We start from the raw sequence: 16,851 nt of genomic DNA on the forward strand, positions 1-16,851 counted from the left end.
CACTGGCCTTGAACGCGGGTCGCCGGGTACGTCGGCCCGCCTGGCGAACGCGCAGGTGGGGAGAGGCGTCCCCACGTCGGCTGAGCGTAGCGGCCGGTGCCCGGGCTGGTGTGCAGACCCGCAGAACGATCACTGCCCGCGGAGCCGTCACCGCAGGCCGCCGGCCACCGCCCCGGCGCGCGGGGCCGCCCACCGGCGCGCGGGTGACCGCCCGCCCGGCGTCCGGGGTCACCGCCCCGGCGCGCACGTGCCGCCCGCCCCGGCGCGCGCCGGGGCGCCCGCAATGTGTCCCGGCCCACACCTACCGGCCAGTAGCATGACCGCCGAGTGCGCGGTTACCCTCGCGAACAACCCGACTGGAAGGCTTGGCAGATGCGACTCGGTATCAACCTCGGCTACTGGGGACTCGGCATGGACGCCGACAACATCGCCGTCGCCCAGGAGGCGGACCGGCTCGGCTACTCGGTCTGCTGGGCCGCCGAGGCCTACGGCTCGGACGCGGCCACCGTGCTCTCCTTCGTCGCCGCCAAGACGGAGCGGATCGACATCGGCTCGGCCATCTTCCAGATCCCGGCCCGCACCCCGGCGATGACGGCGATGACGGCGGCCACCCTGGACACCCTGTCCGGCGGCCGGTTCCGGCTCGGCCTCGGCGTCTCCGGGCCGCAGGTCTCCGAGGGCTGGTACGGCGTGAAGTTCGACAAGCCGCTGGCCCGGACCCGCGAGTACGTGGAGATCATCCGCAAGGCGATGTCCCGTGAGCGGCTCGTCCACGAGGGCGCCCACTGGACGCTGCCGCTGCCCGGCGGGCCCGGCAAGCCGATCAAGCTCACCGTGCACCCGGTGCGCGAGCACATCCCGCTGTACATCGCGGCGATCGGCCCGAAGAACCTGGAGCAGACCGGCGAGATCGCCGACGGCTGGCTCGGCATCTTCTTCTCGCCCGAGCACGCCGCGCTCTCCCTCGACCCGCTGAAGGCCGGCCGGGCCAAGGCCGGGCAGACCCTGGAGGGCTTCGACCTCTGCCCGACCGTCACCATCGCGGTCGGCGAGGACATCAAGGCCGGGGTCGACTCCCAGCGTTCCTACGCCGCCCTCTACATCGGCGGCATGGGCAGCAAGGAGAAGAACTTCTACAACCAGCTCACCCGGCGGATGGGCTACGAGCAGGCGGCGGACGAGATCCAGGAGAAGTACCTCGCCAAGGACTACGCGGGCGCCGCGGCGGCCGTCCCGCACGACCTGATCGACGCCACCTCGCTGGTCGGCGACACCGCCCGGATCGCCGACCGGATGCAGGCGTACGCGGACGCGGGCGTCACCACGCTGACCCTGGCACCGGCCGGGTTCACCCTGGACGAGCGGGTGCAGGCGCTGCGGACGGGCGTCGAGGCGCTGGAGCGTGCCGGGCTGGCCTGATCCGCCCCGCCCCAGCAGGTCGTCCGGCCGGCGGGCCCGCCCCGCCGGCCGGCCGAGCCGGAAAGCCGGCCGCGCCCGGTACCCCTTCGGCGCCCGGCCGCCTGCGCCCGGCACCCCCGCACCCGGCCCCCTGCGCGGGCCACCGGCCGCGTGCCCTACAGCCAGTCGTGCCGCTTGAACACCCGGTGCAGCACCACGCAGACCGCCACGCACCCGGCCCCCTGCGCGGGCCACCGGCCGCGTGCCCTACAGCCAGTCGTGCCGCTTGAACACCCGGTGCAGCACCACGCAGACCGCCACCATCAGCGTCAGCGCCGCCGGGTACCCCCACGGCTGGTGCAGTTCGGGCATGTGCTCGAAGTTCATGCCGTACACGCCAGCGATCATGGTCGGCACGGCGGCCAGCGCCGCCCAGGCCGAGATCTTCCGCATGTCGTTGTTCTGCTGCACGCTGACCTGCGCCAGGTTGGCGCTGAGGATGTCCGACAGCAGCCGGTCCATGCCGTCCACCTGGTCGTTGGCCCGGGCCAGGTGGTCGGCGACGTCCCGCAGGTACGGCAGCGCCTCGGCGCGGACGAACGGCACGCCGCCGCGTTCCAGCCGCAGCATCGGTTCCAGCAGCGGGCCGGTGGCGCGTCGGACGGCCACCAGCTGGCGCTTGTAGCCGTAGATCCGGCCGGCGTTGGCGCGGTCGACCCTGCCGGGGGCGAACACGTCGGCCTCCAGTTCGTCCAGGTCGGCCTGGAGCGCGACGACCACGTCCACGTAGCCGTCCACCACGACGTCGCAGACCGAGTGCAGGACGGCGCTCGGCCCGAGCGCCAGCACCTCGGGCTGCGCTTCCAGTTCCGCCCGCAGCCCGCCGAGCGGGCTGTCGGCACCGTGGCGGACCGTCATCACGAAGTCCTCGCCGACGAAGACCATCACCTCGCCGCTGGTCACCGCGTGCCCACCGGGGTGGTACCCGAGCGTCTTGAGCACCACGAACAGGTAGTCCTGGTAGGCCTCCACCTTCGGGCGCTGGTGCGCGCGGACGGCGTCCTCGGCGGCCAGCGGGTGCAGCGAGAACTCCGTGCCGACCTGGTCGAGTTCCTCGGCGGTCGGCTCGAACAGGCCTATCCAGACGAAACTGCCCTTGCCGGCCGCCCGCGCGGCGGCGAGGGCGCCGGTGTGGTCCTGCGGGCCCTCGATCCGGCAGCCGTCGCGGTAGATGGCGCAGTGGACGATCATGCGGGCCATTGTGGCCCCTGGACGGCGGCGGTGGCGGCACATCGCCCCGTCGTACCGATGCTCCACACCAATCCGGCACCACTCCCGCCGCCCCGGACCCGCCCGGCCGCAGCCGCCTCACGTCACTGCCTCCGCCGTCCCGGAACCGCCCGCTGCCGTTCCTGGCCGCTCGCCGCCCGCCCGCCTCCCGTCCGCGCCCCGCCCGGGAGGCCGTACGCTAGGCCCCATGCCCACCCTGCTGCTCGTCCGCCACGGCCGCTCGACCGCGAACACCGCCGGAATCCTGGCCGGTTGGACGCCCGGGGTGGACCTCGACGACACCGGGCGCGCGCAGGCCGCCGCTCTGGCCGGCCGGCTCGCCGGGATCCCGCTGGCGCAGGCCGTCAGCAGCCCGCTGGAGCGGTGCCGGCAGACGCTGGAGCCGCTGCTCGCCGCGCGGCCCGAACTCGGCGGCCCCACCGAGGACGAGCGGCTCGGCGAGTGCCACTACGGCGACTGGACCGGCCGCCCGCTGGCCGAGCTGGCCAAGGAGCCGCTCTGGCGCACCGTCCAGGACCACGCGGCGGCGGCCGCCTTCCCCGGCGGGGAGTCCCTGCGCGAGCTGAGCCACCGGACGGTGAGCGCCGTCCGCGAGTGGAACGAGAAGATCGCCGCCGAGCACGGCGAGGACGCGGTCTGGATCGCCTGCTCGCACGGCGACGTGATCAAGGCGGTGGTGGCCGACGCGCTCGGCCTGCACCTCGACCACTTCCAGCGGATCAGCGTCGAGCCCTGCTCGGTCACCGCGATCCGCTACACGCCGAAGCGGCCGTTCGTCCTGAGGATGGGCGACACCGGGGACCTCGCCTCGCTCGCCCCCGGGCCGCGCGACGCCGACGCCACCGGCCACGCCGGGCGCGGTGCCGGCACCGCCGACGGCGACGCGGTGGTCGGCGGCGCCACCGGCGCGGCCTGACCGGAGCCGGCGGTGTCCGGTCCCGGGCTCGGCTCCCCGGGCCGGGCCGGGAGGTCGTAGGGTGACTAACGGGTCCCACCGGGACCCGGCCCCACCCCGACCACCGGCTCGCGACCAGCCGCGACCGACCCCGAGCGCCCCACGACCGACCGACCCCTACCACGATCGACACGATCCGGAGCGAGAGCGTGCCCCGTCAGGTCTTCTTCTACGACCAGCCCGAACGGTTCGTGGCCGGCACCGTCGGCCAGCCCGGCGCCCGGGCGTTCTACCTGCAGGCCTCCGCCCGGGGGCGGATCACCAGCGTGCTGCTGGAGAAGACCCAGGTCGCCGCGCTCGCCGAACGGATCGAGGAGGTGCTGGACGAGGCCCTGCGGCGCAGCGGCGGCGATGCCGCCATCCCCGCCACCGCGCCGGTCGACCTGCTCGACACCGCGCCGTTGGACCTGCCGCTGGAGCAGGAGTTCCGGGTCGGCACCATGGCGTTGGCCTGGGACAGCATCGACGCCCGGCTGGTCGTCGAGGCGCAGGCGGTGATCGAGGACGAGGACGACGAGGACGGCGAGAACGCCGCCGAGGCCGTCTTCGAGGACGACGAGAACGGCCCGGACATGCTGCGGGTGCGGCTCACCGGAGCGATGGCCCGGGTCTTCGCCAAGCGGGCGTTGGACCTCGTCGCCGCCGGCCGCAAGCCCTGCCCGTTCTGCAACCTGCCGCTCGACCCGGAGGGCCACCTGTGCCCGCGCGCGAACGGCTACCGGCGCTGAACACCGAGACCCCTCCGCAGGCGGACCCGGCGGCGGGCGCCGCCCTGGCCGCCGACCCGCCCACCGCGCTGCACCTGCTGCGCGAGGGCGCGCTGGCCGTCCACGGCCGGCTGACCGACGCCTCCAACGCGGCGCTGTACTGCAGCGTCACGCTGGACGGACTGACCGCGCAGGCCGTCTACAAGCCGGTGGCCGGCGAACGCCCGCTCTGGGACTTCCCCGACGGCACGCTGGCCGGCCGCGAGGTCGCCGCGTACGAACTGGCCGCCGCCACCGGCTGGGCGCTGATCCCGCCCACCGTGCTGCGCGACGGGCCGCACGGGCCCGGCATGGTGCAGCTCTGGGTCGAGCCCGACCCGGACGCCGAACCGCTGCTCGCCCTCCAGGACCCCCGGGGGCCCGAGGACGGCTGGCTGCCGATCGTGCAGGCGGAGGTCGGCGACGGGCGTACCGCACTGCTCGTCCACCCCGACGACCGGCGGCTGCGGCGGCTGGCCGTGCTGGACGCCGTCCTGAACAACGCCGACCGCAAGGGTGGTCACCTGATCCCCGCCGCCGACGGCCGGATCTACGGCATCGACCACGGTGTCACCTTCAACACCGAGGGCAAGCTGCGCACCCTGCTCTGGGGCTGGGCAGGGCAGCCGCTGCCGGAGGAGGCGCTGGAGGTACTGGCCGGCCTCGCGGAGCAGCTGGACGGCGGCCTCGCCGAGCGGCTCGCCCCGCACCTGACGGCCGCCGAACTCGCCGCCGCCCGGGACCGGGTGGACGGGCTGCGGCGGACCGGCCTGCACCCGCTGCCCTCCGAGGACTGGCCGTCGATCCCCTGGCCGCCGATCTGACGCGCACCTGAACGCATCGGCACCCGCCCCCGTGCCCGCCCCCGGCCCAGGGGCGGACCGGGGTGGGGCCGGACCCGGGCAGGGCAGGGCCCGGCCGGGCAAGGCCGGGCCAGGATTGGTCTGGACCGGTACGGCTGTCCGGCCGCAGACTGCTCCGATGGACGAGCGACGGACCACCCCCCACCTGGACCTGCCGCTGCACCGGTTACAGGTCCCGCTGCCACACCTGCTGCCGTTCGCGATCGGCGGCTTCGACGCCATCGGCCCGCTCTCCCGCGCGGGCTTCCCCCACCGGCACTCCTTCTTCGAGATCGTCTACGTCACCGGCGGCGCCGGGGCCCACGTCCTGGACCTGGTCCACCGGCCGCTCCGGCCACCGCAGTTGTGCGTGATCGCGCCAGGCCAGGTGCACTACTGGGCCGACGCGGACGGGCTCACCGGTCAGGTCGTCCTCTTCAATGAGGACTTCCTGCTCTCCCAGCCCCAGGACGTCGCCGCGCTGCGCGCCCTGGCCACCCTCCCGGTGCTCCCGCTCGGCGAACAGGCCGGGCCGATCGGCGCGTTGCTGGCCGACATGGAACACGAGTACCGGACCAGACCGGCCGGCTACGCGGGCGTGCTGCGGGCCAGCCTGCACATCCTGATCGTCCGCGCGCTGCGCGCCCGCGCCCCGGGCGAGGGTGGTGCGGCGCCGGGCCGCCAGGCCGAACTGGCCGCCGCCTTCGGCCGGTTGATCGCCGACCCGGGAGGGGTCCAGCGCTCGGTGGCCTCCTGCGCCCAGGAGTTGGGAGTCTCGCCCGGGCACCTCCAGGCGCTGGTCAAGCAGGCCACCGGCCGTACGCCCGGCAGGCTGATCCGCCAGCAGCAGACCCTGGAGGCGAAACGACTGCTGGCGTGCACCGATCTGACGATCCGCCAGGTGTCCCGGGAGGCGGGGTTCGGCGACCCGGCGTACTTCTGCCGCTTCTTCCGGCGGGAGACCGGGATGACGCCGGGGGAGTTCCGGGTCCGGGTCGGAGGAAAACACCACGATCCCCGGATCGCGTCCATCGCGGCGGCCCCCGACGGCCCGTAGGTTGGCTGCTGGCCGCCGGTGGCCCGCTCGGAGCGACCGGGCGGGCGGCCGGCTCGGCCCTTGTCATGCCCCCACCATGGCAAGGGCCACCCATCCACCGCACCGCCCATCCACCGCGTCATCCACGCACCGCGTCATCCACCGCACTACTCCGTCCACCGCACCACTCCGTCCACCACACTCCACGCCATCCCCCACACACCGAAGGAGTCGGCGCATGCCCGCATCCGAAGAGCCCACCGGGCCGGAGGGCCTGATCGACCGCCGGATCAGCCGGAAGTCCGTCCTGAAGGCCGCCGCCGTCCTCGGCACCGCGCCCCTGCTGGTCGGCGGCGGGGTCGCCCTGGCCCGCGACCGGGCCGGCACCGGCGAGCTGCCCGGTCTCACCCCGGCCTGCCACGACGACGACGAACCGACCATCGAGCAGACCGAGGGCCCCTACTTCAAGCCCAACTCCCCGCTGCGCACCTCGCTGATCACCGACAGCACCCCCGGCACCCGGCTCACCGTGAGCGGCTACGTCTTCGGCCGGGCCTGCCTGCCGATCTCCGGCGTGCTGCTCGACTTCTGGCAGGCCGACGTCAACGGCGCGTACGACAACACCGGCTTCGCGTTCCGCGGCCACCAGTTCACCAACGCCCAGGGCGCGTTCAGCCTGACCACGATCGTCCCCGGCCTCTACCCGGGCCGCACCCGGCACATCCACGTCAAGCTCCAGGCGCCCGGCCGTCCGGTGCTCACCACCCAGCTGTACTTCCCGGGTGAGCCGCGCAACAGCACCGACACCATCTACGACGCGCGGCTGCTGATGAACGTCCGCCAGGTCGGCCAGGCGAAGGAGGGTATCTACGACTTCGTCCTGAACGTGCCGCAGACGCCGACCCCGACCGGCAGTCCGACCACCACGCCAACGCCGACCCCGACCCCCACCGCGACCGGGCAGCCCGGGGGCACCTGGGCCGCCGGGACGCTCTACAACACCGGCGACCGCGTCACCTATGCCGGCGTCTCCTACCGGTGCCTGCAGGGGCACACCGCCATCACCGGCTGGGAGCCGCCCAACGTGCCGGCCCTCTGGCAGCGGCTGTAGCGGCTCCGGCCGCCTCCCCGGAGGAGCCGGGCGCCCGGTCGGCGGCAGGGCCGGCCGGGCGCTCACCCGTGCCCGCGAGGGGTGCGGGCGCCGCGCCGGGGTCGCCCGGAGCCGGTCAATATCAGTCCGAAAGCGCTCAGGCAACGAAAGCAGGCGAATCCAGTCGATCTTGCATACTGGTTAGGCTTTCAAATGTTCGCACGGTTAAAGTGATTCCCATGCATGCCTGGCCCGCCTCCGAGGTTCCCGCCCTGCCTGGTCAGGGGCTCCCCCTTCGTATCCACGACACCGCAGCGGGCTGTATCCGGGAGGTCGTGCCGCAGGACGGCACCGCCCGGATCTACGTCTGCGGCATCACTCCCTACGACGCGACCCACATGGGCCACGCCGCCACCTACAACGCGTTCGACCTGGCGCAGCGAGTGTGGAAGGACGCCGGTCACGACGTCCTGTACGTGCAGAACGTCACCGACGTGGACGACCCGCTGCTGGCCCGCGCGGTCGAGACCGGCCAGGACTGGGTGGCGCTGGCCGAGCGCGAGACCGCGCTCTTCCGCGAGGACATGACCGCCCTGCGGCTGCTCCCGCCGGCCCACTACATCGGCGCCGTCGAGTCGATCCCGTGGATCGTCCCGCTGGTCCAGAAGCTGCTGGCGAGCGGTGCCGCCTACGAGGTGGACGGCGACATCTACTTCTCGGTGGACGCCGACCCGCACTTCGGCGAGGTCTCCGGCCTGAGCCGCGAGGCGATGCGCCCGGTCTTCGCCGAGCGCGGCGGCGACCCGGACCGCCCGGGCAAGCGCCACCCGCTGGACGCCCTGCTCTGGCTCGCCGCCCGCCCGGGCGAGCCCGCCTGGGACACCGAGCTGGGCCACGGCCGGCCCGGCTGGCACATCGAGTGCGTCGCCATCGCGCTGCAGTACCTCGGCATGTCCTTCGACATCCAGGGCGGCGGCAGCGACCTCTCCTTCCCGCACCACGAGATGGGCGCCGCGCACGCCCAGGTGGCCACCGGCGACCACCCGTACGCCAAGGCGTACGTGCACGCCGGCATGGTCGGCCTGGACGGGCACAAGATGTCCAAGTCCCGCGGCAACCTGGTCTTCGTCTCGGCGTTGCGCCGTGAGGGCGTCGACCCGGCGGCGATCCGCCTCGCCCTGCTCTCGCACCACTACCGCGAGGACTGGGAGTGGACCAAGGCCACCCTGGACGAGGCCGTGGAGCGGCTCGCCCGCTGGCGCGCCGCGGTCTCCCGCCCGGACGGCCCGCCGGCCGAGGCGCTGCTCGCCGAGGTCCGCGAGGCGCTCGCCAACGACCTGGACGCGCCCGCCGCGCTGGCCGCGGTGGACCGCTGGGCCGGCCTTCAGGAGTCCGGTGGCGGCGAGGACATCGGCGCGCCCGGACTGGTCTCCCGCACGGTGGACGCCCTGCTCGGCGTGGCCCTGTAGGACCCGCACGCCACGCCCGGCGGGCGCCACGCACCCGCCGGGCGCAGCGGACGCCACGCACCCGCCGGGCGCAGCGGACGCCACGCACCCGCGGGACGTAGCAGTCGCCACGCACCCGCGCACCCGCCGGACAGCCGAAAGGGGCGTCAGGACCACTCGTCCTGACGCCCCTTTCGGCGTGCGTACCGCGGCGGAGGGACTACTCCTCCTCGCCGCCGTCCTGGCTCTCCCGGGCGGCCGGCGGCTCGGGATCGCTCGGCCGCTCCGCCGTGGCGTGCCCGGCCACCGGCTTCTCGCCGGTCGGCCCGACGTTCTCCCGGCGGCGCAGGTAGCGCTCGAACTCGCGGGCGATCGCGTCGCCCGAGGCCTCCGGCAGCTCGGCGGTGTCCTGCGCCTCCTCCAGCTGCTGCACGTACTCGGCCACCTCGGTGTCCTCCGCGGCCAGCTGGTCCACGCCCAGCTGCCAGGCGCGGGAGTCCTCGCCCAGCTCGCCCGGCGGGATGCGCAGGTCGAGCAGGTCCTCCAGCTTGTTGACCAGCGCCAGCGTGGCCTTGGGGTTCGGCGGCTGCGCGACGTAGTGCGGCACCGCCGCCCAGAGCGTCACGGCCGGCACCCCGGCATGCGTGCACGCCTCCTGGAGCACCCCGACGATCCCGGTCGGGCCCTCGTAGCGGCTCTCCTCCAGGTCCAGCCGCTGGGCCAGCTCCGGGTCGGAGGTGACCCCGCTGACCGGCACCGGGCGGCTGTGCGGGGTGTCGCCGAGCAGCGCGCCCAGGATCACCACCAGCTCGATGCCCAGCTCGTGCGCGAAGGCGAGGATCTCGTTGCAGAACGAGCGCCAGCGCATGCTGGGCTCGATGCCGCGCACCAGGACGATGTCCCGGGTCGTCGGCTCGGTCACCCGGACCACCGAGAGCCGGGTGGTCGGCCAGGTGATCCGGCGGACGCCGCCGTCCAGCCACACCGTGGGCCGGTTGACCTGGAAGTCGTAGTAGTCCTCCGCGTCCAGGGCGGCGAACACCTTGCCGCCCCAGGTCTCGTCCAGATGCGCGAGGGCGGCGGATGCGGCGTCACCGGCGTCGTTCCAGCCCTCGAAGGCGCAGACCATCACCGGGTCGATCAACTCGGGAACATCTTCCAGCTCGATCACCCAGCGTCTCCCTCCGGTCGGCGGGCGGCCGCACCCCGTCCCGGCTGGGATGCCGGGGCGCCGGCGGTCCGGCTGCCGACTGTCGAACCTCTCGTCACCCATGGAACGCCGCGTTCCATGGTCCCTACCTGCCCAGCCTACGGGCTTTGATGCGCCCGGCGGCCGGGCGCCGGGACAGGCCGGGCACCGGGACAGTCTGGGGGAGCCGGGCGCCGGGGGCCAGCGGATATCCCGGCGGCGCCCTCGCGGGGCCGCCCGGTCCGCCGCCCGGTCCGCCGGGCCGGCCGCCGGGCGTGCTGCCGCGACGGGGCGGCGTGATGATGGAGGCGGGGGCCGGGCTGCGGGTGTGAGGAGCCGGGCGGATGAACGGATGGCTTTGGGCAGGAGCCGCGGTGGCGCTCGCGGCCGGGGCCGGGGCGGTGCTGGCGGCCCAGGCGGCCGGGCGGCGGCTGCCGGTGGAGCACATGACCGAGGGCGGCCTGGACCTGGCCCAGCCGCCCGGCGCGGTCTGGGACGTCCTGACCGACGTCGACCTCTACCCCGCCTGGCGCCCGGGCCTGTCGCACGTCGAGCGGCTGCCCGCGACGGCCGGCGGCCGGGCCCGCTGGCGCGAGTACGACAGGCACGGCCACACCACGTACGAGGTGGTGGAGAGCGAGGCGCCGCACCGCCTGGTGACCGGTATCGCCGATCCGGACCTGCCGTACGGCGGCACCTGGACGTACGTGCTGACCCCGGCCGGCGTGGGCTGCACCCTGACCGTCACCGAGCGCGGCGAGGTGTACAAGCCGCTCTACCGCGCCGTCGGGCACTACGTGACGGGCGAGGACGCCGCGATCCGCCGCTACCTCGGCGCGCTCGCCCACCGGATGGCCTGAGGCGCGCCGACCCCGGGCCGACCCCGGACGCCCCGGCCGGGGCGGGCGTCCGCACGCGTGCGCACCGGCCCCGCGGGGCTCAGCGCACCCAGCCGCTGCGGTAGTCCGCCCAGTTCTGCTCGGTGGCGGCGAAGTCCACGTACAGCCCGACGCCGAAGTTCCGCCGGTGCAGGTCGTACCGGCCGAGTCCGAGCCGGATGCCCCGGATGCCGGCGTCGACCGTCTCGGCGTGGCCCCAGTGGCCCCACTTGTCCTCCCAGTAGAACGGCAGGCCCATCAGCAGGTCCACGTCCTCCGGGGTGGCCTCCAGCGCCAGCTCGGTCTGGTAGGCGTTGTAGCCGCCGTACAGCGACTCGGACGGCATGCTGGAGTCGTACGTCATGACCGCGATCTGGTCGACCCGGCGGGCGGTCTCGGCGAAGTAGGCCTGGTCCCACCACTTGCCGTGGCCGGTCAGCGCGATGCCGACGTTGTGCTGCCAGGGCAGCGGGTCGATCTGCGGGGCGGCCACCGACAGCTTTGTGCCGCGCCCGGCGGTCACCGGGCGCACCTGGTCGAGCAGGGCGAGCCAGCCCTTCGAGCCCGGGCGGATCGGTTCCATGTCGAAGTGCACCCCGTCGAAGCCGAGGTCGAGCACCTGGCGGGCGGAGGCGGTGACCCGGTCCCGGGTGGGTGCGTCCTCCAGGTCCAGGGCGTCCTTCTCCGGCTTGACCTCGTCGCCCAGCCAGCTCTGCACCCGGACGCCCGGCAGGACGCGGTGCGCGGCCTCGGTGAACCAGCGGGCCCGGGGGTGGACGGACGGCGGCAGCGAGCCGTCGTGCTCCAGCGGGCCGGTGTGGACGTACAGGTCGCGCACGCCGGTGCCGGAGAGCCGCTCGGCGAGGTCGGCGAGGTCGGCGTCACCCTTCCGGCCGTCCACCCAGGCGTGGCCGAGCCAGACGGCGTCCTTGCCGCGGGTGCGGGCCTCGGGGGAGGGGTCGCCGGCGTACTGGAGCCGCAGCGCGAGCGCCGCCGCGCCGACCGGTGCCGCCAGCACGGCCACCACGACGCCCAGCACGGCCAGGGACTTCCGCCATCTGGACCACCCCCGCCAGCGGGTCCGCAGCGCCCGCAGCGGCCTCCCCAGTTCCCCCGTGAACCGCCGTGCCCGTGCGCCGATCGTCGTCATGCAGTCGCTCTCCCCGTCGCGGCCGAACGCTCAGGATACGGAATGCACCACCGCCTCCCGCCGTGGGCCGGATACGCTGGCCAGGTGCGGCCCCGATCAAGCGGGGTTGCAAAGCCGACAGCCGTCGCACCCAGGGAGAAGCCCCATGGCCACTGCAGCCGATCCGTCCATCACCCAGCAGAGCCGCGCGAACGCGTTGCGTGAGGCGCTCGCCACCCGCGTGGTGGTCGCCGACGGGGCGATGGGCACCATGCTCCAGGCGCAGGACCCGACGCTGGAGGACTTCCAGAACCTGGAGGGCTGCAACGAGGTCCTCAACCTCACCCGGCCCGACATCGTCCGCTCCGTCCACGACGCGTACTTCGTGGTGGGCGTGGACTGCGTGGAGACCAACACCTTCGGCGCCAACTTCTCGGCGCTCGGCGAGTACGAGATCGCCGACCGCATCTTCGAGCTCTCCGAGGCCGGCGCCCGGATCGCCCGTGAGACGGCCGACGCCCACGCCGCCGACGGCCGGACCCGCTGGGTGCTCGGCTCGATCGGCCCCGGCACCAAGCTGCCCACCCTCGGCCACGCGCCGTACGAGGTGCTGCGCGACGGCTTCCGGCTGAACGCGGCCGGCCTGATCGCCGGCGGCGCGGACGCCCTGCTGGTGGAGACCAGCCAGGACCTGCTGCAGACCAAGGCGGCGATCCTGGGCAGCAAGCAGGCGCTCGCCGAGGCCGGCGTGGACCTGCCGGTGCTGGTCCAGGTGACCGTCGAGACCACCGGCACCATGCTGCTCGGCTCGGAGATCGGCGCCGCGCTCACCGCGCTGGAGCCGCTCGGCGTCGACTACATCGGCCTGAACTGCGCCACCGGCCCGGCCGAGATGAGCGAGCACCTGCGCTACCTGGCCAAGAACGCGCGGGTCGGCCTCTCCTGCATGCCGAACGCGGGCCTGCCGGTGCTCGGCAAGGACGGCGCGCACTACCCGCTCTCCCCGGCCGAGCTGGCCGACGCGCACGACGTCTTCACCCGCGAGTACGGCCTCTCCCTGGTCGGCGGCTGCTGCGGCACCACCCCCGAGCACCTGCGCCAGGTGGTCGAGCGGGTCCAGGGCCGCCCGGTCACCGCCCGCGAGCCGCGTCCGGAGCCGTCGGCCGCCTCGCTGTACCAGGCGGTGCCGTTCCGCCAGGACACCTCGTACCTGGCGATCGGCGAGCGCACCAACGCCAACGGCTCGAAGAAGTTCCGCGAGTCGATGCTGGCCGGCGACTGGCAGGCGTGCGTGGAGATCGCCCGCGAGCAGATCCGGGACGGCTCCCACCTGCTGGACCTCTGCGTGGACTACGTCGGCCGCGACGGCGTCGCCGACATGAAGGAGATCGCCGGCCGGCTGGCCACCGCCTCGACCCTGCCGATCGTGCTGGACTCCACGGAGCCGGACGTGCTGCGCGCCGGCCTGGAGTCGCTCGGCGGCCGCGCGGTGCTCAACTCGGTCAACTACGAGGACGGCGACGGCCCGGACACCCGGTTCGGCCGGATCGCCTCGCTGGCCCGGGAGCACGGCGCCGGACTGATCGCGCTGACCATCGACGAGGAGGGCCAGGCCCGCACCGCCGAGACCAAGGTGGCCATCGCCGAGCGGCTGATCACCCAGCTCACCACCGAGTACGGCATCGACGAGGGCTCGATCCTGGTCGACTGCCTGGCCTTCACCCTGGGCACCGGCCAGGAGGAGTCCCGCCGGGACGGCATCGAGACCATCGAGGCGATCCGCGAGCTCAAGCGCCGCCACCCGGACGTGCAGACCACCCTCGGCCTGTCGAACATCTCCTTCGGCCTCAGCCCGGCCGCCCGGATGGTGATCAACTCGGTCTTCCTGAACGAGTGCGTCGAGGCGGGCCTGGACTCGGCGATCGTGCACGCCTCCAAGATCCTGCCGATGGCCCGGATCCCCGAGGACCAGCGCGAGGTCGCGCTCGACCTGGTCTACGACCGCCGCCGCGACGGCTACGACCCGCTGCAGAAGCTGCTCCAGCTGTTCGAGGGCGTCTCCTCGGCCTCGGTCAAGGCGTCCAAGGCGGAGGAGCTGGCCGCGCTGCCGCTGGAGGAGCGCCTCCAGCGCCGGATCATCGACGGCGAGCGGAACGGCCTGGAGGCCGACCTGGACGAGGCGCTGACCGGGCGTCCGGCGCTGGAGATCATCAACGACACGCTGCTCTCCGGCATGAAGGTGGTCGGCGAGCTGTTCGGCTCCGGCCAGATGCAGCTGCCGTTCGTGCTCCAGTCCGCCGAGGTGATGAAGAACGCGGTGGCCCACCTGGAGCCGCACATGGAGAAGTCCGACAGCGAGGGCAAGGGCACCATCGTGCTGGCCACCGTCAAGGGCGACGTCCACGACATCGGCAAGAACCTGGTCGACATCATCCTGTCCAACAACGGCTACAACGTGGTCAACCTGGGCATCAAGCAGCCGGTCTCGGCGATCCTGGACGCCGCGCAGGAGCACCGGGCGGACGTCATCGGGATGTCCGGCCTGCTGGTCAAGTCCACCGTGATCATGAAGGAGAACCTGGAGGAGCTGAACCAGCGCAAGCTGGCGGCCGACTACCCGGTGATTCTCGGCGGCGCCGCGCTCACCCGCGCCTACGTCGAGCAGGACCTGCACGAGATCTACGAGGGCGAGGTCCGCTACGCCCGGGACGCCTTCGAGGGCCTGCGGCTGATGGACGCGCTGATCGCGGTCAAGCGCGGTGTGCCCGGCGCCGCCCTGCCGGAGCTCAAGCAGCGCCGGCACGCCCGGGTCGAGGTCGAGGAGCCGGAGGAGGTCAACCTCGGCCAGATCCGCTCCGACGTGGCCGTCGACAACACCGTTCCCGCCCCGCCGTTCTGGGGCGACCGGATCGTCAAGGGCGTGCCGTTCGCCGACTACGCCTCCTGGCTGGACGAGGACGCGCTGTTCAAGGGCCAGTGGGGCCTCAAGGCGGCCCGCAGCGGTGACGGCCCCTCGTACGAGGAGCTGGTGGAGACCGAGGGCCGGCCGCGGCTGCGGATGTGGCTGGACCGGCTGCAGACCGAGGGCTGGCTGGAGGCGGCCGTGGTCTACGGCTACTACCCGGCCAACTCCAAGGGCGACGACCTGATCGTCTTCAACGAGGACGGCACCGAGCGGACCCGCTTCACCTTCCCGCGCCAGCGGCGCGGGCGCCGGCTCTGCCTGGCGGACTTCTTCCGCCCGGAGGAGTCGGGGGTCAAGGACGTGGTGGGCCTCCAGGTGGTCACCATGGGCAACCGGATCTCCGAGGCGGCCAACGAGCTGTTCGCCAACAACTCCTACCGCGACTACCTGGAGCTGCACGGCCTCTCGGTGCAGCTCGCCGAGGCGCTGGCGGAGTTCTGGCACGCCCGGGTCCGCTTCGAGCTGGGCTTCTCCGGCGAGGACCCGCAGGACGTCAAGGACATGTTCGCGCTGAAGTACCGGGGCGCCCGGTTCTCGCTCGGCTACGGGGCCTGCCCGGAGCTGGAGGACCGCGCCAAGATCGCCGAGCTGCTGCGGCCCGAGCGGATCGGCGTGGTGCTCTCCGAGGAGTTCCAGCTGCACCCCGAGCAGTCCACCGACGCGATCGTGATCCACCACCCGGAGGCCAAGTACTTCAACGCCCGGTAGTCCGCACGTCGCGTACCGTTCGCCCTTTTCGGGCGGTCGGGGCGTATCCTGGATCATCCTGAACGGGCCGGTCCGCTCACCAGCGGGCCGGCCCGTGCCATCCCCAGGGGCCGGGTAACCCGGTCGCGCCCCCCGGGGCACCGACGGAAGGATCCCGCCATGACCACCATCTCCACCGCCACCCGCGTCCTCGACCACGGCGACGGCCGGGGCCTGCAGGCGGTGCTGCTGGACATGGACGGGACGCTGGTCGACACCGAGGACTTCTGGTGGCGGGCCGAGGCCTCGCTCTTCGCCGAGCTGGGCTACGAGCTCGACGAGAACGACCGCGCCCAGGTCGTCGGCGGCCCGATGAGCCGGGTGATCGACCACCTGCTCGCCAGCACCGGCGTGGACATCGCCCCGGCGGACCTCACCGTCCTGATCAACCAGCGCTTCGTGGACCTGCTGGCCGGTGGCGTCCCGCTCATGCCGGGCGCCGAGCGGCTCCTCAACACCCTTGCCGCGCACGGCGTTCCGGCCGCACTGGTGTCCGCCTCGCACCGGCACATCATCGACATCGTGCTGCAGTCGCTGGGCGCCCACCACTTCGCGTTCTCCGTCGCCGGCGACGAGGTGCCGCGCACCAAGCCGCACCCGGACCCGTACCTGGAGGCGGCGCGCAGGCTGGGTGCCGAGCCGGGGCGCTGCGTGGTGGTCGAGGACGCGCCGACCGGCGTCCGCTCGGCCGAGGCGGCGGGCTGCCCGGTGATCGCGGTGCCGACGGTGGCGGTGATCGAGCCGGCCCCCGGGCGGCTGGTGCTGCCCTCGCTGGAGCAGGTGGATCTTGAACTGCTCCGCTCGCTCGTCGCCTCGCGAGTGTGATTGTCGTCTCATTGCGGACCGGCCCTACTGACCGGTAAGCGGGCACCGTCATCCGTTGCCGTCGGCGGTCCGGGGAGAAAACGGGCATTGCCTGACAACTCGTAGGATGGCCGCCTCCGCACCCGGATCTCGTGTCCCAACTGTCACCTGTACGGGTACCGGTGGTGCGTGTTCGATATGGCACGCTACTCCAGTTCGTTCCCCACCCCCGAGCCCTGCGCCGCCGCTGACGGGCAACCCCGTCCTGCCCGCGGTCGCACGGCAACCGGCCCGCGCGCGCCACACACCCGGTAGGCGCACTCCTCCGCGGACC

At 73.5% G+C, this 16,851-nt stretch carries 13 protein-coding genes; 10 read left to right on the plus strand and 3 right to left on the minus strand.

Annotated features, from left to right (window positions below; genetic code table 11):
* Positions 1-372 precede the first annotated feature (372 nt).
* On the plus strand, positions 373-1,419 hold the full coding sequence (locus tag J5Y04_RS27665) for an LLM class F420-dependent oxidoreductase (RefSeq protein WP_209415139.1): 1,047 nt from the start codon (positions 373-375) through the stop codon (positions 1,417-1,419).
* Positions 1,420-1,665: 246 nt separating this feature from the next.
* Here J5Y04_RS27665 and J5Y04_RS27670 read toward each other — a convergent pair whose 3' ends face one another.
* Positions 1,666-2,658: a magnesium and cobalt transport protein CorA gene (locus J5Y04_RS27670; RefSeq protein WP_209415140.1), complete on the minus strand. Its 993-nt coding sequence runs from the start codon at positions 2,656-2,658 to the stop codon at positions 1,666-1,668.
* Positions 2,659-2,875: 217 nt separating this feature from the next.
* Here J5Y04_RS27670 and J5Y04_RS27675 point away from each other — a divergent pair, with 217 nt between their 5' ends.
* From J5Y04_RS27675 to mshC, 6 genes are all read left to right on the plus strand, one after another.
* Positions 2,876-3,604: an MSMEG_4193 family putative phosphomutase gene (locus J5Y04_RS27675; RefSeq protein ID WP_209415141.1), complete on the plus strand. Its 729-nt coding sequence runs from the start codon at positions 2,876-2,878 to the stop codon at positions 3,602-3,604.
* Positions 3,605-3,792: 188 nt separating this feature from the next.
* A complete protein-coding gene (locus tag J5Y04_RS27680; RefSeq protein ID WP_209415142.1) occupies positions 3,793-4,371 on the plus strand; it encodes a DUF3090 domain-containing protein in 579 nt (192 codons plus the stop codon).
* Positions 4,372-4,415: 44 nt separating this feature from the next.
* A complete protein-coding gene (locus J5Y04_RS27685; protein ID WP_241681555.1) occupies positions 4,416-5,213 on the plus strand; it encodes an SCO1664 family protein in 798 nt (265 codons plus the stop codon).
* Positions 5,214-5,370: 157 nt separating this feature from the next.
* Positions 5,371-6,288, plus strand: a complete 918-nt coding sequence (locus J5Y04_RS27690; RefSeq protein WP_209415143.1) for an AraC family transcriptional regulator — start codon at positions 5,371-5,373, stop codon at positions 6,286-6,288.
* A 217-nt stretch (positions 6,289-6,505) separates the two neighbouring features.
* The gene (locus J5Y04_RS27695; RefSeq protein ID WP_209415144.1) at positions 6,506-7,378 is read left to right on the plus strand and encodes a carbohydrate-binding protein; all 873 of its coding nucleotides are present in this window, start codon (positions 6,506-6,508) and stop codon (positions 7,376-7,378) included.
* A 218-nt stretch (positions 7,379-7,596) separates the two neighbouring features.
* Positions 7,597-8,826 carry a cysteine--1-D-myo-inosityl 2-amino-2-deoxy-alpha-D-glucopyranoside ligase gene (gene mshC, locus J5Y04_RS27700; RefSeq protein WP_209415145.1) on the plus strand — a complete coding sequence of 410 codons (1,230 nt, stop codon included), beginning with the start codon at positions 7,597-7,599 and terminating at the stop codon, positions 8,824-8,826.
* A gap of 199 nt (positions 8,827-9,025) precedes the next feature.
* Here the strand turns inward: mshC and J5Y04_RS27705 are convergent, their stop codons facing one another.
* Complete coding sequence (locus tag J5Y04_RS27705; protein WP_209415146.1) at positions 9,026-9,976, minus strand: PAC2 family protein; 951 nt, start codon at positions 9,974-9,976, stop codon at positions 9,026-9,028.
* Positions 9,977-10,338: 362 nt separating this feature from the next.
* Here J5Y04_RS27705 and J5Y04_RS27710 point away from each other — a divergent pair, with 362 nt between their 5' ends.
* On the plus strand, positions 10,339-10,854 hold the full coding sequence (locus tag J5Y04_RS27710) for an SRPBCC domain-containing protein (RefSeq protein ID WP_209415147.1): 516 nt from the start codon (positions 10,339-10,341) through the stop codon (positions 10,852-10,854).
* Between the two features lie 79 nt (positions 10,855-10,933).
* On the opposite strand, the gene J5Y04_RS27715 is transcribed toward J5Y04_RS27710, so the two are convergent.
* Positions 10,934-12,022 (minus strand): glycosyl hydrolase family 18 protein, encoded by a 1,089-nt coding sequence (locus J5Y04_RS27715; RefSeq protein WP_209415148.1) that lies wholly within the window; start codon positions 12,020-12,022, stop codon positions 10,934-10,936.
* A gap of 145 nt (positions 12,023-12,167) precedes the next feature.
* On the opposite strand from J5Y04_RS27715, the gene metH reads away from it, so the two are divergent.
* Together metH and J5Y04_RS27725 are read left to right on the plus strand one after the other, a co-directional pair.
* On the plus strand, positions 12,168-15,674 hold the full coding sequence (metH, locus tag J5Y04_RS27720; RefSeq protein WP_209415149.1) for a methionine synthase: 3,507 nt from the start codon (positions 12,168-12,170) through the stop codon (positions 15,672-15,674).
* A 159-nt stretch (positions 15,675-15,833) separates the two neighbouring features.
* Positions 15,834-16,538, plus strand: a complete 705-nt coding sequence (locus J5Y04_RS27725; RefSeq protein ID WP_209415150.1) for an HAD family phosphatase — start codon at positions 15,834-15,836, stop codon at positions 16,536-16,538.
* Positions 16,539-16,851 lie beyond the last annotated feature (313 nt).

The organism is Kitasatospora sp. RG8 (assembly GCF_017813315.1).
Taxonomy (GTDB): Bacteria; Actinomycetota; Actinomycetes; order Streptomycetales; family Streptomycetaceae; genus Kitasatospora.

Excerpts from the sequence above, each read along its gene's own strand:
- J5Y04_RS27665 (WP_209415139.1), top strand. The coding sequence starts at position 373 with ATGCGACTCGGTATCAACCTCGGCTACTGGGGACTCGGCATGGACGCC.
- J5Y04_RS27670 (WP_209415140.1), bottom strand. The coding sequence starts at position 2,658 with ATGGCCCGCATGATCGTCCACTGCGCCATCTACCGCGACGGCTGCCGG.
- J5Y04_RS27675 (WP_209415141.1), top strand. The coding sequence starts at position 2,876 with ATGCCCACCCTGCTGCTCGTCCGCCACGGCCGCTCGACCGCGAACACC.
- J5Y04_RS27690 (WP_209415143.1), top strand. The coding sequence starts at position 5,371 with ATGGACGAGCGACGGACCACCCCCCACCTGGACCTGCCGCTGCACCGG.
- J5Y04_RS27695 (WP_209415144.1), top strand. The coding sequence starts at position 6,506 with ATGCCCGCATCCGAAGAGCCCACCGGGCCGGAGGGCCTGATCGACCGC.
- mshC (WP_209415145.1), top strand. The coding sequence starts at position 7,597 with ATGCATGCCTGGCCCGCCTCCGAGGTTCCCGCCCTGCCTGGTCAGGGG.
- J5Y04_RS27710 (WP_209415147.1), top strand. The coding sequence starts at position 10,339 with ATGAACGGATGGCTTTGGGCAGGAGCCGCGGTGGCGCTCGCGGCCGGG.
- J5Y04_RS27715 (WP_209415148.1), bottom strand. The coding sequence starts at position 12,022 with ATGACGACGATCGGCGCACGGGCACGGCGGTTCACGGGGGAACTGGGG.
- metH (WP_209415149.1), top strand. The coding sequence starts at position 12,168 with ATGGCCACTGCAGCCGATCCGTCCATCACCCAGCAGAGCCGCGCGAAC.
- J5Y04_RS27725 (WP_209415150.1), top strand. The coding sequence starts at position 15,834 with ATGACCACCATCTCCACCGCCACCCGCGTCCTCGACCACGGCGACGGC.